The following is a 24,458-nucleotide window of genomic DNA, read 5'->3' as shown; positions in this document are numbered from 1 at the left end:
CGCGCCGGCCGACGAACCCGTCGGCGCGGCGCGTTTCATGGCACCCGACGCGGGCGACGGCAACGCCCGCATCCGGACGATCAGGAACCCTTGACGAGTTTGACGATCGTCAACGTACCGTCGACCTTCTCGATCCGCACCCTGACCTTGTCGCCCGCATGCGCTTGCGCGAGCATCGCCGCATCCTTCGCCTTGAACGCCATCGTCATCGGCGGCATCCCGACGTTCTCCAGCGCGCCGTGCTTCAGCGTGATCTTGCCGCTCGCGGCATCGACCTTCTTCACCTCGGCGTCCGTCAGCGCGGCATTCGATTCCGCCGCACCGTCCGACGACATCTTCATGCCGGACATGTCCATGCCCGACATCTCGCCGGCGGCGAACGCCGGTACCGCGAACGCACTCAGCGCGACGACAGCGGTGGCCGTGGCGATCAATTGATTCATCTTCATCGTGATTCTCCGGTTGGGATAGATGGCACGTTCGTGCCGGAAGGAACTGCATCGGAATGCCGCGCGCGGCCCGCGCTTCGCGCACGACGGCGCTGAAGCAGAAGCCACGCGGCGGGAATGACGAACATCGACAAGAGCGGCGCCGTGACCATGCCGCCGACCATCGGCGCGGCGATGCGCTGCATGACTTCGGAGCCGGCGCCGTGGCCGATCATGATCGGCACGAGCCCGGCGAGCACGACGGCGACCGTCATCGCCTTCGGCCGCACGCGCAACACCGCGCCTTCGCGAATCGCGTCGAGCAGCAACGCATCGGTCAGCGGTTCGCCGGCATCGAGCCGGCGCTGCAGCGCGCCCTTCAGGTACAGCAGCATCACGACGCCGAATTCGGCGGCCACGCCGGCCAGTGCGATGAAGCCGACCGACGTCGCGACCGACACCGCATGGCCGAGCGCCCACACGAGCCAGAACCCGCCGACCAGCGCGAACGGGACCGTCGACATCAGCAGCAGCGCGTCGGCCGCCGAATCGAACGTGACGAACAACAACACGAAGATCACGACGAGCGTGACGGGCACGACGGTGCGCAGCGTCGCCGCCGCGCGTTCGAGGTACTCGAACTGGCCCGACCACGCGATCGAATAGCCGGGCGGCAACGCGACCTGTTGCGCGACGGTCTTCTGCATCGCACGGACGGCCGTGCTGAGATCGGTACCGCGGAGATCGACGTACACGTAGCCGGACAGCCGCGCGTTTTCGCTGCGGATCATCGGCGGCCCGTCGGCGATCGCGACGTGCGCGACGTCGCCGAGGCGGATCTGCGCGCCGCGCGCGGTGACGATCGGCAGTTGCCGCAGGTTCTCGAGCGAATCGCGGATCTCGCGCGGATAGCGGATGTTGATCGGGAAGCGCTCGCGCCCGGCGATCACTTCGCCGACGTCCTCGCCGCCGATCGCCGACGACACGACCGACTGGATATCGGCCACCGACAGCCCGTAACGCGCGGCGGCGAGCCGGTCGATGTCGACGTCGATGTAGCGGCCGCCGTTCAGCCGTTCCGCGAGCGCGGACGTCACGCCCGGCACGCGCTTCACGGCTGCCTCGACCTGTGTCGCGATCGCGTCGATCCCCGCCAGGTCCGGCCCGGAAATCTTCACGCCGACCGGCGTCTTGATCCCGGTGGACAGCATGTCGAGCCGGTTGCGGATCGGCGGCACCCATACGTTCGACAAGCCCGGCACCTTCACCGTCCGGTCGAGTTCGTCGACGAGCTTCTCCGGCGTCATGCCCGGCCGCCACGCGCTGCGCGGCTTGAAGCGGATCGTCGTCTCGAACATCTCGAGCGGCGCCGGGTCGGTCGCCGTATCGGCGCGGCCCGACTTGCCGAACACCGTGTCGACCTCGGGCACGGTCTTGATCAGCCGGTCGGTCTGCTGCAGCAGCTCGCTCGCCTTGTCCGCCGAGATGCCCGGCAGCGCGGTCGGCATGTACAGCAAATCGCCTTCGTCGAGCGGCGGCATGAATTCGCCGCCGAGCCGCGACAACGGCACGGCGGTCAGCACGAGCGCGACGACCGCGACGCCGATCGCGGCCCACGGGCGCCGCAGCGTCGCGTCGAGCAGCGGCCGGTACAGACCGATCAGCACGCGGTTGAGCGGGTTCGCGTGCTCGTGCGGAATGCGACCGCGCACCAGATAGCCCATCAGCACCGGCACCAGTGTCACCGACAGCCCGGCGGCGGCCGCGATCGTATAGGTCTTCGTGAACGCGAGCGGCGCGAACAGCTTGCCCTCCTGCCCTTCCAGCGAAAACACCGGAACGAACGACAGCGTGATGATCAGCAGCGAGAAGAACAGTGCCGGCCCGACCTCCGCGGCCGACGCCGCGACGATTTCCCAACGGCGCGCAGTGGTGATCGGCTCGCCGGGATGCGCGCGGTCGTATGCTTCCAGATGCTTGTGCGCGTTCTCGATCATCACGATCGCCGCGTCGATCATCGCGCCGATCGCGATCGCGATCCCGCCGAGCGACATCAGGTTCGCATTCACGCCCTGGTAGCGCATCACGATGAACGCGGCCAGCACGCCGAGCGGCAGCGACAGGATCGCGACCAGCGCGCTGCGCAGATGAAACAGGAACACCGCGCAGACGATGCCGACGATGACGAATTCCTCGATCAGCTTGTCCGTCAGGTTGTCGACCGCGCGCGCGATCAGTTGCGAACGGTCGTAGGTCGTGACGATCTCGACGCCCGGCGGCAGCGAACGCTTCAGGTCGGCGAGCTTCGCCTTCACCGCGTCGATCGTCGTCAGCGCGTTCTTGCCCGAACGCATCACGACGACACCGCCCGTCACCTCGCCGTGCCCGTTCAGCTCCGCGATGCCGCGCCGCGTCGCCGGGCCGACCTGGATGCGCGCGACGTCGCCGAGCAGGACCGGCGTGCCGGTGTCGTCGGTGCGCAGCACGACGTGACGGAAATCGTCGAGCGTGCGCAGGTAGCCGGACGAGCGCACCATGTACTCCGACTCGGCCAGCTCGACGACCGAGCCGCCGGAGGCCTGGTTGGCCTTGCCCAGCGCCTCCGCAACCGCCGCCTGCGTGATGCCGTACGCGCGCAGCTTGTCCGGATCGAGCACGACCTGGTACTGGCGCACCATGCCGCCGATGCTCGCCACTTCCGATACGTCCGGCACGGCCTTCAGCTCGAACTTCAGGAACCAGTCGTTGAGTGCGCGCAGTTGGCCGGGATCGTGACGGCCGGTGCGATCGACGAGCGCGTATTCGTATACCCAGCCGACGCCGGTCGCATCCGGCCCGAGCGACACGGTCGCGCCCGCCGGCAGGCGGCTCTGCACCTGGCTCAGGTATTCGAGCACGCGCGAACGCGCCCAGTACGGATCGGTGCGGTCGTCGAACAGCACGTAGACGAACGCGTCGCCGAACGACGAGTACGCGCGCACGGTTTTCGCGCCCGGCACGCCGAGCAGCGTCGTCGTCAGCGGATAGGTCACCTGATCCTCGACGACCTGCGGCGCCTTACCCGGATACGACGCCTTCACGATCACCTGCGTGTCCGACAGGTCGGGCAACGCGTCGAGCGGCGTCTGCCGCAGCGAATGCACGCCCCATGCCGCGAGCAGCACGGTGGCCAGCAGCACCAGAAACCGGTGATGGACGGACCAGTGAATGATGCGCGCGATCATCGCTCGCCTCCCTGCGGCTCGACCTTCGTCAGCCGATAGCCGTCGTCGGTCTGCGTGAACGCGAAGCGCACGGTCTGGCCCGGCTTCACGTCCGGAAACGCGTGCGCCGACGGCTTGCCGAACGCCATCGTCATCGCGCCCCAGCCAAGCGCCGGCACCGGTTGATGCGAGAACGTGATGTCGTCGGCCGTGACGTTCTCCACCTTGCCGGTGGTTTCGTAGACCGGCGCGGTTGCCGTCGCGGATGAGGCGGCCGCGCTTGTGCCTGCCGCCCCCTCCAGCCGCGGCAGCACGCTTTTCAGGCTGGCTTCCGAATCGATCAGGAACTGCCCCGACGCGACGACCGTGTCGCCTTCGTTCAGCCCGCCGAGCACTTCCGTGTCGCCGCCGACGTCGTTGCCGACCGTCACCGCGACCGGCTGAAGCCGGCCGTCGCCAAGTTTCGCGATGACGATCGTGCGCCGGCCGGTCTCGATCACCGCCTCGGACGGCACGAGCAGGCGCGACGCCTTCTCCTGCGCGGCGACCTTCACGCGCATCAGCATGCCGGGCGTGAGCTTCAGCGACGCGTTGTCGATCTCCACGCGCGCCTGCAACGTACGGCTGCCCGTGCTGATGCCGGGCAGCACTTCGCGGATGCGGCCGCTGAAATGCCGGGCCGGATCGACGGCGAACGTCGCGTCGACCGACATCCCCGGCTGCACGTTCAAGGCGAGCGCTTCCGGCACCTCGACGATCAGCCACAGCGTCGACAGCCCGGCGATCTTCGCGAGTGTCTGGCCGGGCGCGACCATCGCGCCGTCGCGCACGTTCAGCTCGCTGACGACGCCGCTCTCCGGCGCGCTCAGCACGACGTGCGTCTGCGCGCGGCCGGTGCGATCGAGGGCCGCGATCATCGCGTCCGGGATCGACAGCGCCCGCATCCGTGCGCGCGCCGCATCGAGCAGGCTGCCGTCCATCCCGCCGCGCTTCAGCGCGAGATACTCCTCCTGCGGCGCGAGCCAGTCGGGCACGAACAGCAATGCGACCGGCGCGCCCTTCGCAATGCGCTGCATCGGCGCACGCGCATACAGACGATCGATGTAGCCCGTCACGCGCGACTGCACGACCGCCGCGCGCGCTTCGTCGAACTGCGTGGTGCCCACCGCGTCGAAGCCGGCCGCCGTCTGCTGCCGGCGCACGGTCGCATAGCGAATGCCGAGGTTCTGCTGCAGGCCCGGATCGATCCGGATGCCGGATGCGGCACCGCCTTCGTCCGCGTAGACGGGCTGCAACTGCATGTCCATGAACGGCGATTTGCCCGGTTTGTCGAAGTGCTGGTTCGGCACCATCGGGTCATGCCAGTACAGCACCTTGCGCGAGGCCTGCTGAGCCGGCACGCCCGACGGCGCGGCGGCGGGCATGGCGGCCGTCGCCGCGCCGCGCGTCGCATGGCGAACGCCCGCGAAATAGCCGGCGCCGGCGAGCGCCGCACCGGCGAACGCGATCAGCGCCGCACGCATCAGTGATTGCCTTGTCATGAGCGTCTCCTTCACTGCGCGGCGGCCGTCGCCGACGGCACGACCTGATATTCGAGTTGCGCCCAGGTCTGCGAGACCTCGCGCCTGAGATCGAGCACCTGCAACTGCGCGTCGAGTTGCGCACGCCGCGCGGCGAACGTGTCGGCGAGCGACCCCGTGCCGGCGCGGTATGCCGCCGCCGCGAGCTGCACGCGCTGATCGGCGGCCGGTAGCAACGCGTCGCCGAGATGCGCGATGCGCGCGCGACCGCTCGCGAGCGTCGCGGACTGCGTGCGGATATCGGCCTGCACCTGGCGCAGCGTGTCCTCGTACGTCAGGCGCGCCTTCGTCGCGAGCTCGGCTTTCTCGGCCACGTCGCGGTTCTGGCGATTCTTGCGATTGAGCGGCAGCGGGATCGTCACGCCGATGGACACCATGTTCGAATACGCGCCGCCGCGCTGCTGGTACGCGACTTCCCACGTCCAGTTCGGGCTGCGCTCGCTGTTCGCGACGGCCGTATCGGCCTCGGCGACGGCGATATCGTCCGCGGCCGTGATGAGCGCCGGCTGCGACAGCCGCAATTCATCGGGCGGCAACGACGACACGAACGACACCGGTGCGGGCGGCGTGCCCGCGACATCGTCGACGGGCACGGCGGTCCAGCGCGACAACGCAATGAGCGCGGTCTGGTAGACCTGCTGCGCCTTCAGCAGTTGATCCTGCGTCTGCGCGAGCATGGCCCGCGCCTGGACGACGTCGCCCGCGCTCGCCTTCGCGCCGCGATACGACGCCTGCGTCGCGTCGAGTTCATGGTTCATGTGACCGAGCAGCGCCTGCTGAAGCGCGAGCGCCTGCTTCGCATAGACGGCATCGAGCCACGCCGTCGCGGTCTGCCGGCGTACGGCCGCCAGTTGCACGAGATAGCCGGCGCGCTCGCGGCCGACCTGTTCGCCGGCGAGCGCGGTACGCAGCCGCCGCTTGTCGCCGGACACCCATTCCTGCTCGATGCCGATGCGGCGCATCGTCATGAAATCCTGGCCGACGGTGAAGCGCTGCCCGCCGTTGATTGGCAGGTTGTCGATGCCGGCCTTGAGCATCGGGTCCGGCAACTGGCCGGCCTTGACGGCCGCTTCGGAACGCGCGAGCACGGAAGCCTGCGCGGCCTGCATCGACGCGGAACGATCGGTGGCGGACTGCAGCGCGGCGTCCAGCGTCAGCGGCGACTGCTGCGCGTGAACGGCGCCCGCCATCAGCAGCGCGGCCCACGGTACGGGCGCGCGCCGACATGCACGCGGCATGCGCGGCGTGCGGAAAGCGAATGACATGGTGTAACCCCAAATCGGAACCCAAAGGGATTCCCCGTCCTGCGCGCAGGACGAACCTCACCGCGTGCGCGGTGAACCGGTCAAATCGGGATCAGCTGAAGCGTGGCGGGCGCCACAACCCGTTCGGGTCGCGAGCCGGGACGGACTGCGTGTAGTGGAAGACGATCGTGCTGGAGAATGCGGCGGGACGGCTGACGTCGGCGCGGGCTGCCGGGTAGTAGAGACTGCCGAACTGGCATTGGGCCGTCACCTTGCACGCCGTGCCCTTGGCTTTGGCCTTCGCGTGATCGGCGGATGACGGCTGCATCGAATCGCAGCCGCGCATGTCGGCGGACATGGCCATCTTCATGCCGGTGTCCGCCTCCATCGACATCGTGTGCTGCATCGGACATTCGCCGGTCAGGCCGCTGGCTGCCAGCCCAGTGATGGGCAGCACCGCGCACAGCAGCAGCAGGATGAAGGTCCGAAGCAGTTTCATGGCGGCGATTATAGCGCGGGCTGTTGCGGCATGGCGCTGCGTCGCGACGGCGAAACGACGCGCGTTCCGCGCCGCGGCCGCCACGGCCGTCGCGCGTCATCGCAGCAGGTTGTCCGCCGCCAGCACGGCCTGCACCGCCGGCCGCGCGCGCACCCGCTCGTACCACGCACGCAGATGCGCATGCCGGCTCAGGTCGATTTCCGCGTTGTACGCCGAGCGCATCCAGTCGGCCTTGCCCCAGCCGGTCAGCGCGAACAGGTACGCATCGGCGACGGTGAACGTGTCGCCGGTGACGAACGTCCTGCCGTCGAGCTGGCGGTCGATCCACGCGAAGCGGCCGTCGAGCTTCTGCCGCACGGGCTCGACGTACTTCCCCGCCTGCACCGCATACAACAGCGGGATGAAGCCCTTGTGGATCTCGGTGCCGAGAAAGTTCAGCCATTCCATCAGCCGGTAGCGCGCGAGTGTGCCGTAAGCGGGCGCAAGCGCGGCTTCCGGGCGCTGGTCCGCGAGATACTGGGCGATCACCGGCCCTTCGCGCAGCATCGTGCCGTCGTCGAGTTCGAGCAGCGGCACGTAGCCGAGTTCGGTCACGTCGTAGTAATCGCGGCCGCCATCGACGACATGCTTGCGCGCGTCGACCTTGACGATCTCCGCGTCGAATCCGCCTTCGCGCAGTACGATGCAGATCGCCTGCGAACAGCTGCCGGGAGCGTGATAGAGCTTCATGCGTGTCCTTCGTGGGTTGTCCAGGTATCGATTCGCCGCGACGCGGGCGCTAATATCTCGCATCGGCGCGGTGCTGAGAAGACGGCAGTCGTTTGTGCCGTAGTCACAAAAAATTTACCGACCAGGAACCAGCTCGATGAAAACGAGTGCGACAGGATGTTCCGTTGAAGAAGCGATGCGCCTGCTCGGCGGCCGCTGGCGGCTGCTGCTGGTGTCGTATCTGCTCGACGGGCCGCGCCGCTTCAGCGACCTGCGGCGCGACATGCCGGGCATCTCGCAGCGCATGCTGACGCTCGACCTGCGCGCGCTGGAAGACGCGGGGCTCGTGCGGCGCACCGTCTATCCGGAAGTGCCGGTGCGCGTCGAGTACGATCTCACCGCCGACGGCGACCGGCTGCGGCCGGTGGTCGACGTGATGCGCGAATTCGGGCTGTGGCTGAAGGCGCGCGATGTGCTGGCCGACGCGATACCCGACACCGCGGCTGCACCCGAAACGACGATGCACGCTCACAAATAACCCTTCAGCAGGAACCACGTTCATGGAACTTCACGCTACCGTCGGCGCGGCCACGTCCGACCTCGACGACGACGAAAGCTTCGCCAACATCTACTGTCACGATGCGGAACAGGACTATTGCTTCGCGCTGTCGCGCTTTCCGGACGACACGCTGATCGAAGTGATGGTGCGCGACCAGCTCAACGTACGCGTCAAGGATCTGTCGGTGCGGCTGACCGACGATACGATCGACGTCGAGATCGAGCCCGGCGTCGCCGCGCGTCTCGACGGCCAGACGCGTTACGTGATCCATCTCGCGCCCGGTCTATACGATCCGGTCACGCTGCGCGCCGCGCTGAAGGAGATCTTCGTCGGCAAGAACGGCTATCGTGACGCCAGCACGCACGGCTGACCGGCCGTCCGCTCGTTGTCCTTCGCCACGACGCTACCCCCGGCCCGCCTGCACTCATTCCCACATACTGAACGCCCAACTTCCCATTAATAGGGATGCCTGTCCAGATGTTGACGCACGCCGCGCCACGGCTCTAACGTTCGCCCCAACGCCATTCGATCCGGCTGCCTCGTTCGCGAGCGCCGGCCGGCGCATAGAACACAGGAGACGACCGTGGCCCAATCCACGTCACGCACCCATGCCCACCCGCCGGAGCGGCCATCCGCGCATGTCGGCGCCTCGTCCGAATCCCTATCCGCCGCCCGCGCGACTGCAGCCGCGGCCACAGCTCCGGCCACGCCGCCGAGCCGCAAACGGCTGCTGATCCTCGCGCTGCTGTTCGTCACGGTCGTGATCAACTATCTCGACCGCAGCAATCTGTCGATCGCGGCGCCCGAGCTGTTCAAGGAACTGCACATCGATCCGGTCCGCGCGGGCCTCGTGTTCTCCGCGTTCGGCTGGACCTATGCGCTGATGCAGATTCCGGGCGGCTGGCTCGTCGACAAGGTGTCGCCGCGCGTGCTGTATGCGGGGGCGCTCGCGCTGTGGTCGGCCGCGACGCTGCTGCTCGGTTTCGCCGGTTCGTTCGTCGGGCTGATCGTGCTGCGTCTCGCGGTCGGCGCGCTGGAAGCGCCGGCCTACCCGATCAACAACCGCGTGGTGACGACGTGGTTTCCGACCCGCGAACGCGCGAGCGCGATCGGCGGCTATACGTCGGGCCAGTTCGTCGGCCTCGCGTTCCTCACGCCGGTGCTCGCGTGGCTGCAGGCGCATCTCGGCTGGCAGATGGTGTTCGTCGCGACCGGCCTCGCCGGCATCGCATGGGCCGCGATCTGGTATGCGGTGTATCGCGAGCCGCGTGCATTGCGCGGCGTCAATGCGGCCGAAATCGCGCTGATCCGCGACGGCGGCGGCCTCGTCGATCTCGAGGACCGCATCGCGGCGCGCACCGAACGCGCACCGTCGACGTGGCGCGACCTCGGCGTCGTGCTCGGCCGGCGCAAGCTGTGGGGCATCTACCTCGGCCAGTTCGCGCTGAACTCGACGCTGTGGTTCTTCCTCACGTGGTTCCCGACCTACCTCGTCAAGTATCGCGGGATGGACTTCATCAAGTCGGGCTTCCTCGCGTCGCTGCCGTTCCTCGCCGCGTTCGTCGGCGTACTCAGCTCGGGCGTGCTGTCGGACTGGCTGATGCGGCGCGGCGCCTCGCAAGGCTTCGCGCGCAAGCTGCCGATCATCTCGGGGCTGCTGATCTCGACCTGCATCGTCGGCGCGAACTACGTGAGCTCCACCGGCTGGGTGATCGCGTTCATGACGATCGCGTTCTTCGGCAACGGCTTCGCGTCGATCACGTGGTCGCTCGTGTCGGGGCTCGCGCCCGCGCGGCTCATCGGCCTCACGGGCGGCGTGTTCAACCTGATCGGCAACCTGTCCGCGATCGCGACGCCGATCGTGATCGGGCTGCTGGTCGACGGCACGGACTTCTCGCGCGCGATCACGTACATCGCCGCGATGGCGCTCGCGGGCAGTCTGTCGTACGGGCTGCTCGTCGGCAAGGTGGAGCGTATCGACGCGTAGTCGCACGCGGAAACGGCGAAGGCCAGTGACTCGTTTACACTTCCCCGGTATGCCCGCTTCGGGGTGACACGCGACGTTCTACGGAGCGAACGGATGGCCCTTCCCATGGCCGCCCAACACCTTCTTTTTTCGTATCAATGGAACGCGCGTCACGGGCGGAACAGGCCCTTCGGAACCGCATGCTGCTCAACGTGAACTCCATCCATCGCGACGACGATCGCCTCAACGTGTCGTTCAAGGCATTGGGCGACCTGATCGAGACGGTCGGCACGCCGCACTTCGTGCCGCGCCTCACGCAACTGCTGAACGACATCGTGCCGCTCGACGTCGCGCACGTCGAACGCTCGCGCGTCGACGGCACGATGCCCACCGGCTACCGTTGCGAATGGATCGGCAGCAGCGGCATCGGCGCCGCGTCCACCGAAATCTCCGACGTGATGACGCTCTACTACGAGCGCTTTCTCGACAGCGACCCGCTGTTCGCGGGGCTGCGCGGCAAGACCGGCACGATGCTCGTCGTGCGCGACATCGCGGCGATCCCGCCCGGCGAATTCCGCCAGCGGCTGTTCGACGACGTGCATATCGGGCATGAATGCGTGCTCGCACGCGGCACCCGCTATTCGCAGCATTCGATCGCGCTGGAGCGCGGCCGCGACCGGCCGCCGTTCACGCTCGCCGAGATGAACCGCTTCCGCAGCATCAGCGACATGCTGTTTCCGCTGCTCGAACTGCATGCGTCGACCACTGCCGCGCGGCGCATCGCGCACGCGACGCCCGACGTCCATCCGCTCGCGCAATTCGATGCGCGGCTCGCGGCCGACGGCGTGAAGCTGTCGAAACGCGAATACGAAACCTGCAAGCATCTGCTCTCCGGCAAGACCGTGCCGGAAACCGCCGACATTCTCGGCGTGCGCGTCGCGTCGGCCGAGTCGTACGTGAAGCGCGCATTCGCGAAGCTCGGCGTGCGCACGAAGCGCGAACTCGCCGCGTGGGGTTCGGCCACCGCCGTGCTCCCCGCCGCCGGATCGCACGACGGTGGCGCACCGCCGGCCATCCCGCGCTGACCCGAGCCGCTGCGTCGGCGTCCCGGCGCAATGAACGAAGCAACGACAAGGACGCGATGCGGCGCGTATTCATCGCACCGACGATTGCATCACGGATACCATCACGCCATCCCGCCGAACACAGGACACCGACCTATGGATCAAGCCGAACACATCAGCATCGAACCGGCGATCGCGCTTGCCGCCGACGAACTGGACGGCTGTGATTTCTCGTTCGACATCGCATGGGAATTGAACCCGCCGTATCAGGACTTGCTCGATCTTCGCGCGCTGCCGCCGCGGCGCAAGGACTACGGCTTCGATCCGGCCGGCTGGGCGAGCGAAGCGTCGGGCCGAACGGCGCTCTTTCGCGCGACGGCCGGCGAACGGCTCGCCGGGTTCGTCGCGATCGAGGAAAGCTGGAACGGCATGGCCGAGATCGCGGAACTGGCCGTCGACCGCCACTGCCGGCGCCAGGGCATCGGGCAGCTCCTGCTCGCGGCCGCGCAAGCGTGGGCGCGCAGCTACGGGTTCGGCTTCATGCGGCTCGAAACGCAGGCGAACAACGTCGCCGCGTGCTCGACGTATGCGCGCGCGGGCTTCGCGCTCGGCGGCCACGACCGCTTCCTGTACGCCGGTGGCGAGCATGCCGGGGAAGTCGCACTGTTCTGGTACAAGGACCTGCGCGACGGGCAGATCGCGCGAAGCCGCACGGTCGACCCGGCATCGGTGCAGCCGGTGCGCTGACGCACCGCGATCCGTCGCGTCAATGCTGGGGCATTGCCGCGTTACTTGCGCGTCGCCACGATGAACAGGCGCGGAAACGGCAGCAGCACCGTGCCGTCGTCCTGTACCGGATAACCGTTCGGCCCGGCCAGCGCATCGCGATAGCGTGCGACGAACGCGCGCTGTTCCGACGCGTCGAGCGCCGCGAGAAACGGCCGCAGCGCGCTGCCCTTGAACCATTCGACGACCGCCTCCGCGCCGCCGCGCAGCGGGTGGTAATAGATCGTGCGCCACACGTCCACGCGCGAACACAGCGGCGCGAGTAGCGCATGGTAATAGCGCGCATCGAACCGCTCGGTGCGCGCCGCGCCTTTCAGCTTGTCGGCCCACGGCCCGGCCGCGGCGACTTCGCGCAGCAGCCGGTGCGCCGGTTCGTCGAGATTGTCGGGCATCTGCACCGCGAGATGGCCGCCCGGCGCGAGCCGGCCGACGAGCATCGGGAACAGCGTGTCGTGCGCAGGTACCCATTGCAGCACCGCATTCGACAGGATCAGGTCATAGCCGCCCGGATCGTCCCATGCGGCGACATCGGCCAGGTCGAAACGCAGCGCCGGCAGGCGCTTGCGCGCGGCCGCGATCATGTCCGCCGACGCGTCGATCCCATGGATCGTCGCGTCCGGTGCGCGCGCGATCAGCGCTTCCGTCGAATTGCCGGGCCCGCAACCGATATCGATCGCGGTGTGGATCGGCGTGTTCGGCACGGCAGCCAGCAGGTCGCGCACCGGCCGCGTGCGTTCGTCCTCGAACTGCACGTACTGGTTCGCATATTGATCGAGCGGGGTCGTCACGATGAGTCTCCTTGTCGACAGGGGAGCGGCGGCGCATCCGCGCACGAGATGCAACGGGCCGTCGATGCAGCGCATTCTGCGACGGCCGGCGACCTTCAGTAAAATGAATTTAATATCGTGATTGATTCAAAATTCTGATGAAGATCGATACGCTCGGTGTCCAGGCTTTCGTCGCGATCGCCGACGGCGGCAGCTTCCGGCAGGCAGCCGATACGCTGCACGTCACGCAAACGGCGATCACGCAGCGGCTGCGCAAGCTCGAAGCGTATCTCGGCGTCGCGCTGGTCGAACGCACGACGCGCCGCACCACGCTGACCGAGATCGGCCGACGTTTCCTGCCGCAGGCGCGCCGGCTGCTGAACGAACTGTCCGACGCGCTGACCGAAATCCGCGAGACGGGCCTGAGCCAGCGCGGCGACGTCACGATCGCGTGCGTGCCAACGGTCGGCGTGCAGTACCTGCCGCGTATCCTGCGCGCGTTCTCCGGGCGCCGGCCGCACGATCGCGTGAAGATTCTCGATCACGCGTCGGCGTCGGTGCTGCAGGCCGTGCTGCGGCGCGAGGCGGAATTCGGCATCAGCATCGCCGGCGACCAGCACCCGGAACTCGTCAGCGTGCCGCTCACGCACGATCCTTACGTACTTGTGTGCCGCGACGATCACCCGCTCGCGAAGCGGCGGCGCATCCGCTGGGCGGCGCTGCAGCCGCATCCGCTGATCTTCGCCGGCGAAGTGAGCGGCAATCGCGGGCTGCTCGAGGGCGCGCTGAAGACGAGCGGCGTGTCGCTGCATTCGTTCTACGAGGTGCAGCGCAGTTCGACGGCGCTCGGGCTCGTCGCGGAAGGGCTCGGCGCGGCCGTCGTGCCGAAGCTTGCGATCCAGAAGAACGCGTATCCGATGATCCGCACGATCGAGCTCGTCGAGCCGTCGGTGTCGCGCACGCTCGTGCTTGTCACGCGCAGGAATGCGCAACTGTCGCCCGCGGCGCGCGCGCTCTACGACATGATCGTCGGGCGGGCCGCAGCCTGACGATAGTGTCAGGGGTGCGTCACGAAGCAGCGCCTTCGGGGTAGTATCGCCACACGCGGTCGCGACAAACGGTGCCTACCCGGCGCCGCACGCGTCATGCCACCGCTGCAACGGCCGTTCCTCACCACCCCGCACGGAGCACTGCATGGCCTATCGCAACTACCACAAGCGCAAGATTGCAGACCGGGAACTCCATCCCGAAACCCAGATGATGTCGTACGGCTACGATCCGTTCCTGTCGGAAGGGTCGGTGAAGCCACCCGTGTTCCTCACGTCGACGTTCGCGTTCCGCACCGCAGAGGACGGCGCCGAATTCTTCGACGTCGTGGCCGGGCGCAAGCCTTTGCCCGAAGGTGAAAGCGCGGGCCTCGTCTACAGCCGGTTCAATCACCCGAACCTCGAGATCGTCGAGGATCGCCTCGCGCTGCTCGACGATTCCGAAGCCGCCGTCGTGACGTCGAGCGGCATGTCCGCGATCGCCGCGATCCTGCTGACCTTCCTGCGGCCGGGCGACTGCGTCGTCCAGTCCGTGCCGCTATACGGCGGCACCGAAACGCTGATCTCGAAGTTCCTGCCCGAGTGGGGCATTCGCTCCGAGGTGATCGCCGACGGGCTGTCCACCCGGGCGATCGGCGCCGCGCTCGAAGCCGCCGCGCAGAAGGGGCACGTGCGGATGTGCTACATCGAGACGCCTGCCAACCCGACCAACGCGCTGTTCGACCTCGAAGGGCTGCGCAGCGAGATCGATGCGTTCGAGGCACGCCACGGCTATCGCCCGCTGTCGGTCTGCGACAACACGCTGCTCGGGCCGCTGTACCAGAAGCCGTCGCGCCAGGGCATCGACCTGAGCGTGTACTCGCTGACGAAATACATCGGCGGGCATAGCGACCTCGTCGCCGGCGGCGTCACCGGCACCCGCGTCCTGATCACGAAGATCCGCTCGTTCCGCAGCACGCTCGGCTCGCAGCTCGATCCGCATTCGTCGTGGATGATCACGCGCTCGATGGAAACGCTCGTGCTGCGCATGCAGCAGGCCGCGCGCAGCGGCAGCGCCGTCGCGCGCTGGCTCGCCGACAATCCGCATCGGCCGGTGCGCGTGCTGCACCCCGAGCTCATCGACGATCCGGCCTACCAGGCCGTCTACCAGCGTCAGTGCAGCGGGCCCGGCTCGACGTTCGCGTTCATCCTCGACGGCGGCCGCGAGCAGGCATTCAGGTTCATCAACCACCTGACGCTCTTCAAGTCCGCGGTCAGTCTCGGCGGCACGGAGTCGCTGATCTGCCATCCGGCGTCGACGACGCATTCGGGCGTGCCGGCCGAGGCGCGCGCAGCGGCGGGCGTGTCGGAAGGGTTGATTCGCGTGTCGGTCGGGCTCGAACATCCGGACGACCTGATCGCCGACCTGTCGTACGCGCTGGAGCATTGCTGATACGCGTGGCATGCGCCCCGTGCGGGTTCGTACGAGGCCGGTCCCCGCCGGCGCGGGGCGGGCATTCAGCGATGCCCGCCCCGCGCCCGATGCCGACGCCCGATGCCGACGCCCGATGCCGACGCCCGGATGCCGACGCCCGGATGCCGACTTTCGCGCTGCGCGAGCGTGCTTGCCGCGCAACGCGAACCGCTTCAAAGCACCTTGACCATGAACACGCGCGCCGCACCTTCCGGCTCGCACGGCACTTCGCCGAACGTCTCGTAACCGTGCTTCCGATAGAAATCGGGCGCCTGGAACGAGATCGTGTACAGCACCGCACGCGCGCAACCGCGCCGCTTCGCTTCCACTTCGGCCTCGCGCAGCAATCGGCTGCCGAAGCCGCCGCCGCGCAGCGATTCGGGCAGATAGAACAGATCGATAAAGAACAGGCCGAGCGACGTGCGGCCGGTGAGGCCGCCCAATACGTCGCCGGTCGCGGGGTCGGTCACGTAAACGTCGAGCGCCGCCGTATCGGCGCGCCCCGTCATCGCGTGGTTGAATTCGCCGAGCTTGCGGCTGATGAAGTCTCGGGCGGCCGGTTGCTCGGTGTCGGTCAATTGAAGGGTAACGTCGGGATGGGCTGTCATCGAGGCGAACACGTGCATGAAAGGACCACCGGGCGCGGGGCATCCGCGACCGGCGTCGCACGACTATAGCGCGTCGTCATGATCCGTGGCGACGCGTGATGGTCGCTCGATATCGCGGGGCGTCATGCGTTCGCGCCGCTGCGAACGCCGCCTTCAAGTCGGCCATCCGGCACCGCTCGTGCGCAATCATCATCCGGTTCACGACGATCACGCCGATCGTCACGGCCGTGCTGTTGCAGCGCAAGGGCGCGTATCGGAGTGCGACCGCGCGTGCGTTCGTCGAACTGGCGCTCGCACAGGGGCGGAAAGATCGAAGAGGGAAGGCAGCGCTCGTGCGACGCGCAAAAGGCGTCCGGCGTTTCGCTCGAATGACACGCCGACGTTATGTCGAAACGATGCGAACGAAACGCGCGTCAGTTGTATCCGAGAATCGCCACCGCCGCGACCTCCGGCCGATCGAGCGTATTCCCGACGAGCGACGTCATCGGTTCCTGCAGCACGGCCTGATACGACGTCACGCGCGCCGCTTCCGGCACACCGGCATCGTCCGGCACCGGCTCGTCGAACACGGCATCGAAACCGCTGTAAAACCCCGCTTGATTCCGCGAAAAAGTCATCTCCACTCCTTTGCCTTGATATGTCGTTGATGTTCTAGCCAGCCTGCTTCAACGCCGCCGCAGGCACCGGCGCGCCGTCATGCGCCGCCTCGGACCGCGCAAGCTGCGCCCGCGTGCGCCGCGTGATGTGGATCACCGCGAACACGACCGGCGCGATCAGCAGCCCTTCCGCCAGTTCGGGATCGACCGGCAGGTTCATCACGTGCAGCGCCTTGAACGCCGCCGTCGCGAGCGACAGCACGTAGTACGAAATAGCGGCCACCGACAGCCCTTCGACCGCGTGCTGCAAATGAAGCTGGTTGCGCGCGGTGCGCTCCATGCCGGCCAAGAGCCGCGTGACGTCCTTTTCCTGCGCGAGATTCACACGGGTGCGCAACAGGTCGACCGCACGCGCGATCCGCGCGGCGATCTGTTCGTGACGCGCCCACACGGTGCGGCAGGTTTCCATCGCCGGCGCGAAGCGCCGCTCCATGAATTCGGCGATCGTCGGCATCCCTTCGATACGCTCCTCGCGCAACTCGTGGATGCGCGCCAGCACGAGCTTTTCATACGCGCGCGACGCGCTGAAGCGCGCGCCCGATCCCGACAACGATTCGACCCGCACCGCGAGATGCGTGAGCTTGACGAGCAGCGCCGTGTCGTCGCCATCGGCGCCGCTCGCGTCCATCCGCTGCATCAGCGCATGCAGCGCCGCGTGGATTTCGTCGAGCTCGCGGCTCATCCGGCGCGCGACGGGCAGCGCAAGCAGCGCCATCATTCGGTACGTTTCGATTTCGTACAGGCGCTGCAACAGCCGGCCGCCCTGCTCCTCGCGGAAATCGTCGTCGACCACCAGAAAACGCATGAAGCCGTCGTCGCGCACGTGCCAGTCGCAGAACACCTTGCCGCCGCCGAGCACGTTGCTGCCGACGAGCGCGGGCCCGTCGATCCAGCGGCGCAGGTCGCCGCACACGCGCCGCGCGGCGTCGCCGGACAGCAGTTCCATCCGCACCGCGACGAACCGGATACCGGCGAGCCGCGCGAACCACGCAGCCGGAATGCCGTCGATCGCGAGATCGTCGAAATAACCGGTGTCGCGACGCGGCGCGACGAACGTGAAGGTCGAGAATTCGGTGTGGCGCTCCCACTTCAGGTGCCAGCCGCACGGCGACTGCACCGCGTAGTGCGTCGCGCCTTCGTGCGGCGCGTCGATGCCGGTCTCGCGGCACAGCGCGTGCAGCAGCGTTTCGTGGATGTCGGGCTGGCCGTCCGCGTAGATCGCGTAATGCGTGAGCGACACGGCTTCGGCGAGCCGCAGAAACGGCCGGGCATGCAATTCCGCGGCCAGTGCGGCGCGCAACGGATGGTCCATCATCGATTCACCACGCTTTCCTGTTCAGTCCCGCCCGCCGGATCGTCCGGCCCGATCGCCGCGCCCCCTCGGGCGAAACGCCAGCGTGATCGCACTATGGCAGACACACAGCAACAATAAAAACGCATAATGCTGATCGTTACGTTCAGTTTTCCTGATACCCATGAAGATGCTCGATCACGACGTGCTGGCCACCGTCGTCGCCGTCGCGGAAACCGGCAACATGACCCGCGCGGCCGAGGCCGTGAACCGCTCGCAGTCGGCCGTGAGCATGCAGATCAAGAGCCTGGAAGACGCGATCGGCCGGCCGCTGTTCGTGCGCAAGCCGCGCAGCATCGTGCTGACGCGCGAGGGCGAGGTGTTGCTGGGGTTCGCCAGGCGAATGCTGGCGCTGCGTGACGAGGCATGGGCGGCCGTGGTGCGGCCGGAAGTGACCGGCAAGGTCGTGATCGGCGTGCCGGACGACTATGCGTCGTCGCTGCTGCCGTCGGTGCTGAAGAAATTCTCCGCGACCTACCCGAAGGTCGAGATCCAGGTGATGGGGCTGCCGAGCAGCGCGCTCGCGCCGCTGATCAAGGAGGGCACCGTCGATCTCGTCTGCGGGACGCGCATCAAGGGGCTCACCGGCGACTTCATCCGCCACGAGCCGATGGCGTGGGCCGCGATGACGAACGGGCCGCGCGTCTGGGAGGAGCGGCCGCTGCCGATCGCGGTGTTCATGCCGGGCAGCGTCGCGCGCGAGAACGCGATCCGCAGCCTCGAACGCGCGAAAGTGCCGTACCGGACGTCGTATGAAAGCCCGAGCCTGCTCGGGCTGCTCAGCATGGTCGAGGCCGGCCTCGCGGTCGCGCCGCTCGCCCGCTGCGCGATCCCCGCGCAACTGTCGATGCTCGGCCGCTCGCACGGTCTGCCCGACCTGCCGCCGCTCGAGCTGATTCTCGCGCGCAGCACGAAGTCGAAACGGCCGCCGTGCGACTTCCTCGCCGAACAGTTGATGGAAGACCTGCAGCGGCAGACCGGGCAGACCGGCGACGCGTGAGCCCGTCGGCGGCCGCTCGCCACGAGGTCACCCATGCCCGGCCGCGCGCAACGCCGCATTGACGATGCCGGCGACCGTATCGACGAGCGCTTCCAGCGTGTCGCCGTGCACGTACCGCCCGGCCGGCGGAACGTGCTCGCTGCGCCGGCCGCCCCACTGCGAGCCTGACGTGACCGACAGCGTCGCGCTGAACCGCTGGCCGTGCCGTCGGCCGAAGACGCCGATGCGCCGCTCGGCGACGTAAGCCTGTTCGGGAAGAAACAATCGGATCTCGACCGCCGCTTGATCGGGGTCGGCCGCGCACGCGTTCGCATCGAACGCCGGCGCGAATGCCTTGACGATGCGGAACGTCACGTGGGAATCCCATGCGGCGAGCGGCCCGCCGGCCGCATCGACGCGTTCGGCGTCGACCGACCACTGATGGCGATCGGGCACGCGAATCGCCTGGCGCAGCAGCACGTCCGCCGCGCGAACCGTCACCATCAACTGCCTGGCAAGCTGCCTGCCCGACGGCAACGCCGCGGTATGCGCGCGACGGGCAGCCGGGCGCGCAATACGCACTTCTTCCGTAAGGTACATAGGCCCTCCCTGTTCAGGGGTAGCGCCGCGTTCGACGCAGCGCACAAACGTCCGCCGTCACCGGCCGGCCGACAACACGGCGGCCGGCGAATCAGCAGCGGATTAGCCGAGCAATCGCCGTTCCCGATTCAACGGACGGCGGGCCGGACGCATAGTCGACGCGCGACCGGCCCGATCACCGCGTCGACTTGCTGCGCGATCAGCGTGTGCAGCGCGAAATCCAGGTCTTCCGGCGCGATGTCGAACTGCACGTGGATCACGTTGCGCACGGCGCGGGCTCTGACGACGTACACGCCGAGCGGGGAATGCAGCAACGCGGCAAGCCGGGCGTGCGCGGCGTCGACGGAGTCGGCCGTCAGCGTGACGGGCAGTTGCACGCGCGGGCGCGGCGGCGGGGACGGCACGACGTTGGCGGGCGCGCCGGCGCGCAACCGGCGGCCGGTGACATCGAACGTGGGAAAGGGATGAATGAACGTCATGGCGCGGACGGAGGCCGTCTCGGCTGTTCGACACATGCCCAGCTTAGAAGAGGCCGTATCAACGCCGTGCAAAAAAACGGGTCGGTCGTGCAAAAAACGGCATGCATGTGCAGGGATCGCGCCCCGCACGTCGCGCTTGCGCCGTCGGGCAATCCCTTCGACGCCGATCAGCCGTTTGGTGGACTCGGCCCGCCGGGTTCGCGGCGATATGCTGGGTGCTTTCCACTCGTCGCCTGCAGCCATGATCGTCCAGCGTGTCGATCTCAGTCGCGTCCTGCCATACGAGATGCCGTACTTCGACGATCGGCTCACGGTCGATCGCAACGATCTGGATATCGCCGCGCGCCTCGGCCTGGACGGCGACGTGCCGGACGAACTGCCGGTTTCGCTGTGCGGCACACCTGCCGGGTCGGATATTCAGGTGTATCTCGATAGCACGAATCGACTGACATTCTCCGTCACCCATCCGGGACTGATCCGATCGGAGAACCGCGTATCCGTGCTTCAAACCCACGACGCGTCCCTACCCGAACTCGGGGCCGTCGATCTCGCCGATAACGCTGTCGTCGGGCTCGGTGCGGCGATGCCGTGGCGGATCGTCAGGGCGTGCGATAGGTTGAAAATCGCGCGGATCACCGCATTCGCAATAGGCGGCCGTAAAGCGCCACCCGAGCCCGGTGGGCGTCGGCTGTGCGGGTATTACGCGTGGCCACGATTGGGTTTCGATGCGCCCATTCCCGGCCCGCATGGCGACGAGGCCGCATTGTTCCAGTATTTTCAGGGCTATCGGTCGGGCTGGCCGACGGATCGCTTCGGTCTCTGCGTGCGCTTTACGCGACGCGCTCCGGGCGAGACTTCTGGCGCGCGCGCCGGATCGCATCGCGTGATGACGTTCAACGTTGCGCCTGATGGCGCGTTCGTCCTGGCGCTGCAACGATACTTGATCGAAAAAGGGATATACGGACGACTCAGAAACACCGTTCAATCGCCGGATTCCGGATCACGAAGCCCACGGCCGGACGCCGTCGCGCGCCGAACGCCAATCGTCCCATTCGCTTCTCGCAGTTCAAGCCACTCATTGCCGGGCTCGTCACGCACGAACGTCGTGATGGACACACGCATGCTTCAAATACGGCTACCGTCGCGCGCGATACCCTGCCGGTTCTCCACTCGCCTGCGCCACCGCAACGAAAAGTCTTCGACGTGGGGCCGATCGACCGATCGAAGAGCACGCTGAGCGTCATCTCGGTAGCCGACGCGGAAGCACGTTGTCGCCGGGAAACGCTCCTGCACTTCGGGTTGGAGCCGGACCAGTAACGCGTCGCAACCACGGGCAGCCCCTGACCGCAGCCGCGGTAACGGCGAAGGCCGCACGCGTGCCCCGTCAACCATGACAGGTCAGCAGCCGGCGATCCGCCGATACACTGTGGCCCATCCCGACGGCTGCAATAGACCTCATCTCCGATGCCGGCCGTCGCTTCGATTGCGCACGGGCCTTCCTCGCGCTTCCCGTCCATCCCGCACACCTTCCGCATGCTTTCCAAGGAGCTGCACTTGAAACACTGGCGCGACACGCTGTTCGTCTTCGCCGGCCTGCTGGCCGCCGCGTCCTCTCACGCCCATCCCGTCTGCACCGTCGTCGCCGACGCGGCCACCGGCAAGATGCTCGTGCAGCACGGCGACTGCACGACTCGCGTGACGCCGGCATCGACGTTCAAGGTCGCCATCAGCCTGATGGGCTTCGACGCCGGCGTGCTGAAGGACGCGCACACGCCCACGCTCGACTTCCACGCCGGCTACCCGGACTGGGGCGGCGCGCCGTGGCGCGAACCGACCGACCCGGCGCGCTGGATGAAGCTGTCGATCTTCTGGTATTCGGAGCAGGTCGCGCAGGCGCTCGGGCAAGGACGCTTCCAGCAGTACACGAGCGCATTCGGCTACGGCAACGCCGACGTCACCAGCCAGCAGGGCGAACTCCCCGGCGTGATGGGCGCATGGGTCAATTCGTCGCTACGGATCTCGCCGCTCGAACAGGTCGCGTTCATGCGCAAGATCGCGCAGCGGACGCTGCCCGTCAGCGCACACGCATACGACATGACCGAGCGCATCACGCTGATCGACGCGCAACCGGGCGGCTGGACCGTGCACGGCAAGACCGGCACCGGCTCGCCGGGCTCCAGGTACGATGCTGCGCACGCGTACGGCTGGTTCGTCGGCTGGGCGACGAAAGGGCCGCGCACGCTGGTGTTCGCGAACCTGATCCAGGACGACGAACGGCAAACGCCGAATGCGGGCCTGCGCTCGCGCGACACGTTCCTCGCGGCGCTGCCGACGCTCGCCGAACCGGCCCGGCCACAATGAGCGCCGGTCCCCGCAATGCCCGCATCGACCTGCTGCGCGGCGTGTCGATCCTGCTCGTCCTGCTGCATCACTTCAACATCGCGTATCCGTTGCGCGACACCGCGCTCGCGCGCGTGCTCGGCTGGGACGCGGTCCATGCGATCGTGCGCAACGGCAACTACGGCGTGACGATGTTCTTCGCGATCTCGGGCTACTTGATCGCGTCCAATGCGCGCCGCCGCTGGGGCAGCCTCGGTGCGCTCGACGTGCGTGCGTTCTACGTGTCGCGCATTGCGCGGATCGTCCCGTGCCTGCTTCTGCTGCTCGCGCTCGTCGACGGCCTCGCGGCGGCTGGCGTGCCGATCTTCACGAACCATGCGCCGCAGGGCATCGCCGTGTCGTACTGGCTCGTGAACCTGGCGTCGCTCACGTTCTGGATGAACGTGTTGATCGGCGCATACGGATGGGTCAACTACGCGCTCGGCGTGTTGTGGTCGCTGTCGGTCGAAGAGGTGTTCTACCTGTCGTTTCCGCTGCTGTGCATCGCGCTGCGTCGCGACACGCGGCTGTTCGCGTTCTGGCTGCTGATTGCCGCGACCGGTCCCGTGTATCGCTACACGCATCCCGGCGACGAAGGCGGCTTCCTGTACGCGTACTTCGCGTGCTTCGACGGCATCGCGATCGGCTGCTGCACCGCGCTGCTCGCCGAACGCGCGCGCTGGCAGGGACTCGCGGCCGCGCCCGTGCAATGGCTCGCGGCAACGGCGATGACGGCGCTCTATCTCGCGTGGCCGATCGCCGAAAGCCACGTGCTCGGCGTATCCGCGATGGCGCTCGGCACGGCCGTGCTGCTGATCGGCGCGCATGCGAAACACGCATCTGCTCACGGCCGCCTGCTCGCGCCGCTGCGCCGGAGCGGCCGGCTCAGCTACGAGCTGTATCTGTTCCATCTGATCGTGCTCGGCGCGCTGCGCACGTTCTGGCCGCCGTCTGCCACGCATGGCGACGACAAGCTCGCGCTGCTGGTCGCCTATCTGGCGCTGTCGGCAGCATTGAGTGCGGTCATCGCACGCGGCTATGCGACGCCGCTCGACCGCTTCATCAAGCGGGTTGCGTCGCGGCCCGCGGTGCACGTGACGGACAGCGCGCGCGTCTAGCGCCTGCGGGTGGCGGCGAGCAAAGCAGAAGCCGGCGCGGTCAGCCTGCGTATGCGGCGGCGCAACGCACGGTCACGATGCGCGCGGGCGGCAGGTTGGCCCAGACGATCCGGCTGTCGCACGCGACGAATGACGAATCGCCCAGCGGGTGACGGCCGGGCGGGCGCAGGTCGTAGGTGAATTGAATCATCACGCCGGCGGCCGACAGCACGCGATGACATTGACCGACGATCGCCGTCACGTCCTCGCGCGGCAGCGTGCGCAGCGGCAGGCACGACACGATCGCGTCGACCGTGGCGTCCGGCGGCAACAACCGTTCGAGCTGTCGCGCGTCGCCCGACACGATCGAGATACCGGGAAAGCGTCGCCGCAGATGCCGCACGAACGCCGGCGAGCGTTCGACCACGACGAGGCGCCGCGGCGCAACGTCGCGTTCGAGCAGCGCCGCGGTGATCGCGCCGGTGCCGCCGCCGAGTTCGACGACGAGCCCGTCGCCGTCCGGCACCGTGTCGGCCATCTCGCGCGCCAGATGCCGCGAACTCGGGCACAACGCGCCCACCGCAGCCGGCCGGCCGACCCACTCGCGCACGAACAGTGCCGAGACACGCCACGCGTTCGGCCACGTCATACGCGGGCCTCGAACGCTTGCGCGGTCAGCGGCGGCGGGCCGACGACTGCGCGGGACAGGGCTACGGCGATACGGGCAAGGTTCATGCGCATCCTCCTGGGGCGAATCGATCCGCCGCAGGACGCGCGACGGTCAATCGATTCTAGGAAACGCAAACTTAAGGTGACGTGAAGATTGACCCTGATTTGCCTGACTAATTCGTGCCGGATCGGCTGCAGCGCCGTCCGGGTCTCCGCGAAATCGTCGACTGTCAGCGCCCGGCGACACAAATGGGGTCGGGACTTCGGCGCGCGATGTCCCTCTCCCGCAAACCACTATCCGCCCGCCGCATGGAGGTTGGCAGCCCAAGCCGTGCGA

24 protein-coding genes are annotated in these 24,458 nt (G+C 67.8%); 11 read left to right on the top strand and 13 right to left on the bottom strand.

Annotated features, from left to right (window positions below; genetic code table 11):
* Positions 1-80: 80 nt before the first annotated feature.
* The 6 genes from J8I33_RS03165 to gstA all read right to left on the bottom strand — a co-directional run bounded on the left by J8I33_RS03165 (position 81) and on the right by gstA (position 7,683).
* On the bottom strand, positions 81-449 hold the full coding sequence (locus tag J8I33_RS03165; protein ID WP_124631804.1) for a copper-binding protein: 369 nt from the start codon (positions 447-449) through the stop codon (positions 81-83).
* Complete coding sequence (locus J8I33_RS03160) at positions 446-3,652, bottom strand: efflux RND transporter permease subunit (protein WP_209933062.1); 3,207 nt, start codon at positions 3,650-3,652, stop codon at positions 446-448. The genes J8I33_RS03165 and J8I33_RS03160 overlap by 4 nt, the downstream gene beginning before the upstream one ends.
* Positions 3,649-5,172: an efflux RND transporter periplasmic adaptor subunit gene (locus J8I33_RS03155; RefSeq protein WP_209933060.1), complete on the bottom strand. Its 1,524-nt coding sequence runs from the start codon at positions 5,170-5,172 to the stop codon at positions 3,649-3,651. The genes J8I33_RS03160 and J8I33_RS03155 overlap by 4 nt, the downstream gene beginning before the upstream one ends.
* 11 nt (positions 5,173-5,183) lie before the next feature.
* Positions 5,184-6,476, bottom strand: coding sequence for a TolC family protein (locus tag J8I33_RS03150; protein WP_209924530.1), 1,293 nt, complete (start codon positions 6,474-6,476; stop codon positions 5,184-5,186).
* A gap of 91 nt (positions 6,477-6,567) precedes the next feature.
* A complete protein-coding gene (locus J8I33_RS03145; protein WP_209924529.1) occupies positions 6,568-6,954 on the bottom strand; it encodes a hypothetical protein in 387 nt (128 codons plus the stop codon).
* A gap of 96 nt (positions 6,955-7,050) precedes the next feature.
* The gene (gene gstA, locus J8I33_RS03140) at positions 7,051-7,683 is read right to left on the bottom strand and encodes a glutathione transferase GstA (RefSeq protein ID WP_209933054.1); all 633 of its coding nucleotides are present in this window, start codon (positions 7,681-7,683) and stop codon (positions 7,051-7,053) included.
* 136 nt (positions 7,684-7,819) lie between these two features.
* Here gstA and J8I33_RS03135 point away from each other — a divergent pair, with 136 nt between their 5' ends.
* From J8I33_RS03135 to J8I33_RS03115, 5 genes are all read left to right on the top strand, one after another.
* Positions 7,820-8,200 (top strand): helix-turn-helix domain-containing protein, encoded by a 381-nt coding sequence (locus J8I33_RS03135; RefSeq protein ID WP_050017663.1) that lies wholly within the window; start codon positions 7,820-7,822, stop codon positions 8,198-8,200.
* Between the two features lie 22 nt (positions 8,201-8,222).
* Entirely contained in the window at positions 8,223-8,591 is a 369-nt protein-coding gene (locus J8I33_RS03130; RefSeq protein WP_209933047.1) for a hypothetical protein, read from the top strand.
* A 213-nt stretch (positions 8,592-8,804) separates the two neighbouring features.
* On the top strand, positions 8,805-10,208 hold the full coding sequence (locus tag J8I33_RS03125) for an MFS transporter (protein WP_209933041.1): 1,404 nt from the start codon (positions 8,805-8,807) through the stop codon (positions 10,206-10,208).
* A gap of 179 nt (positions 10,209-10,387) precedes the next feature.
* A complete protein-coding gene (locus J8I33_RS03120) occupies positions 10,388-11,272 on the top strand; it encodes a helix-turn-helix transcriptional regulator (protein ID WP_209933034.1) in 885 nt (294 codons plus the stop codon).
* A 135-nt stretch (positions 11,273-11,407) separates the two neighbouring features.
* On the top strand, positions 11,408-11,998 hold the full coding sequence (locus J8I33_RS03115) for a GNAT family N-acetyltransferase (RefSeq protein WP_124595427.1): 591 nt from the start codon (positions 11,408-11,410) through the stop codon (positions 11,996-11,998).
* A 41-nt stretch (positions 11,999-12,039) separates the two neighbouring features.
* Here J8I33_RS03115 and tam read toward each other — a convergent pair whose 3' ends face one another.
* Positions 12,040-12,825 carry a trans-aconitate 2-methyltransferase gene (gene tam, locus J8I33_RS03110; RefSeq protein WP_209924525.1) on the bottom strand — a complete coding sequence of 262 codons (786 nt, stop codon included), beginning with the start codon at positions 12,823-12,825 and terminating at the stop codon, positions 12,040-12,042.
* Between the two features lie 137 nt (positions 12,826-12,962).
* Between tam and J8I33_RS03105 the strand changes: the two genes are divergently transcribed.
* Both J8I33_RS03105 and J8I33_RS03100 read left to right on the top strand, forming a co-directional pair.
* Positions 12,963-13,853 carry a LysR family transcriptional regulator gene (locus J8I33_RS03105; protein WP_209933026.1) on the top strand — a complete coding sequence of 297 codons (891 nt, stop codon included), beginning with the start codon at positions 12,963-12,965 and terminating at the stop codon, positions 13,851-13,853.
* A gap of 145 nt (positions 13,854-13,998) precedes the next feature.
* Positions 13,999-15,282 (top strand): cystathionine gamma-synthase family protein, encoded by a 1,284-nt coding sequence (locus J8I33_RS03100; protein ID WP_124654096.1) that lies wholly within the window; start codon positions 13,999-14,001, stop codon positions 15,280-15,282.
* Between the two features lie 194 nt (positions 15,283-15,476).
* On the opposite strand, the gene J8I33_RS03095 is transcribed toward J8I33_RS03100, so the two are convergent.
* The 3 genes from J8I33_RS03095 to J8I33_RS03085 all read right to left on the bottom strand — a co-directional run bounded on the left by J8I33_RS03095 (position 15,477) and on the right by J8I33_RS03085 (position 17,882).
* On the bottom strand, positions 15,477-15,911 hold the full coding sequence (locus tag J8I33_RS03095; protein ID WP_124554320.1) for a GNAT family N-acetyltransferase: 435 nt from the start codon (positions 15,909-15,911) through the stop codon (positions 15,477-15,479).
* Between the two features lie 413 nt (positions 15,912-16,324).
* Complete coding sequence (locus tag J8I33_RS03090; RefSeq protein WP_124554319.1) at positions 16,325-16,528, bottom strand: hypothetical protein; 204 nt, start codon at positions 16,526-16,528, stop codon at positions 16,325-16,327.
* Between the two features lie 34 nt (positions 16,529-16,562).
* Entirely contained in the window at positions 16,563-17,882 is a 1,320-nt protein-coding gene (locus J8I33_RS03085) for a DUF3422 domain-containing protein (RefSeq protein ID WP_089488962.1), read from the bottom strand.
* A gap of 160 nt (positions 17,883-18,042) precedes the next feature.
* On the opposite strand from J8I33_RS03085, the gene J8I33_RS03080 reads away from it, so the two are divergent.
* On the top strand, positions 18,043-18,918 hold the full coding sequence (locus J8I33_RS03080; RefSeq protein WP_027782171.1) for a LysR family transcriptional regulator: 876 nt from the start codon (positions 18,043-18,045) through the stop codon (positions 18,916-18,918).
* A gap of 27 nt (positions 18,919-18,945) precedes the next feature.
* On the opposite strand, the gene J8I33_RS03075 is transcribed toward J8I33_RS03080, so the two are convergent.
* Both J8I33_RS03075 and J8I33_RS34830 read right to left on the bottom strand, forming a co-directional pair.
* Positions 18,946-19,497, bottom strand: coding sequence for a hypothetical protein (locus J8I33_RS03075; RefSeq protein WP_209924524.1), 552 nt, complete (start codon positions 19,495-19,497; stop codon positions 18,946-18,948).
* A 128-nt stretch (positions 19,498-19,625) separates the two neighbouring features.
* Positions 19,626-19,976 (bottom strand): hypothetical protein, encoded by a 351-nt coding sequence (locus J8I33_RS34830; protein ID WP_124654165.1) that lies wholly within the window; start codon positions 19,974-19,976, stop codon positions 19,626-19,628.
* A gap of 241 nt (positions 19,977-20,217) precedes the next feature.
* On the opposite strand from J8I33_RS34830, the gene J8I33_RS03065 reads away from it, so the two are divergent.
* From J8I33_RS03065 to J8I33_RS03055, 3 genes are all read left to right on the top strand, one after another.
* A complete protein-coding gene (locus J8I33_RS03065) occupies positions 20,218-21,213 on the top strand; it encodes a hypothetical protein (protein WP_245171383.1) in 996 nt (331 codons plus the stop codon).
* 317 nt (positions 21,214-21,530) lie between these two features.
* Positions 21,531-22,337 carry an OXA-1043 family class D beta-lactamase gene (blaOXA, locus tag J8I33_RS03060; protein WP_124595431.1) on the top strand — a complete coding sequence of 269 codons (807 nt, stop codon included), beginning with the start codon at positions 21,531-21,533 and terminating at the stop codon, positions 22,335-22,337.
* On the top strand, positions 22,334-23,473 hold the full coding sequence (locus J8I33_RS03055) for an acyltransferase (protein ID WP_209924523.1): 1,140 nt from the start codon (positions 22,334-22,336) through the stop codon (positions 23,471-23,473). The genes blaOXA and J8I33_RS03055 overlap by 4 nt, the downstream gene beginning before the upstream one ends.
* A 40-nt stretch (positions 23,474-23,513) precedes the next feature.
* Here the strand turns inward: J8I33_RS03055 and J8I33_RS03050 are convergent, their stop codons facing one another.
* A complete protein-coding gene (locus tag J8I33_RS03050; RefSeq protein WP_209933019.1) occupies positions 23,514-24,101 on the bottom strand; it encodes a methyltransferase domain-containing protein in 588 nt (195 codons plus the stop codon).
* Between the last annotated feature and the right edge of the window lie 357 nt (positions 24,102-24,458).

The sequence above is a fragment of the Burkholderia sp. AcTa6-5 genome, from assembly GCF_017815075.1.
Taxonomy (GTDB): Bacteria; Pseudomonadota; Gammaproteobacteria; order Burkholderiales; family Burkholderiaceae; genus Burkholderia; species Burkholderia sola.
The sequence above is the reverse complement of the archived record's forward strand: the minus strand, read 5'-3'. Positions and strand labels throughout refer to the sequence as shown.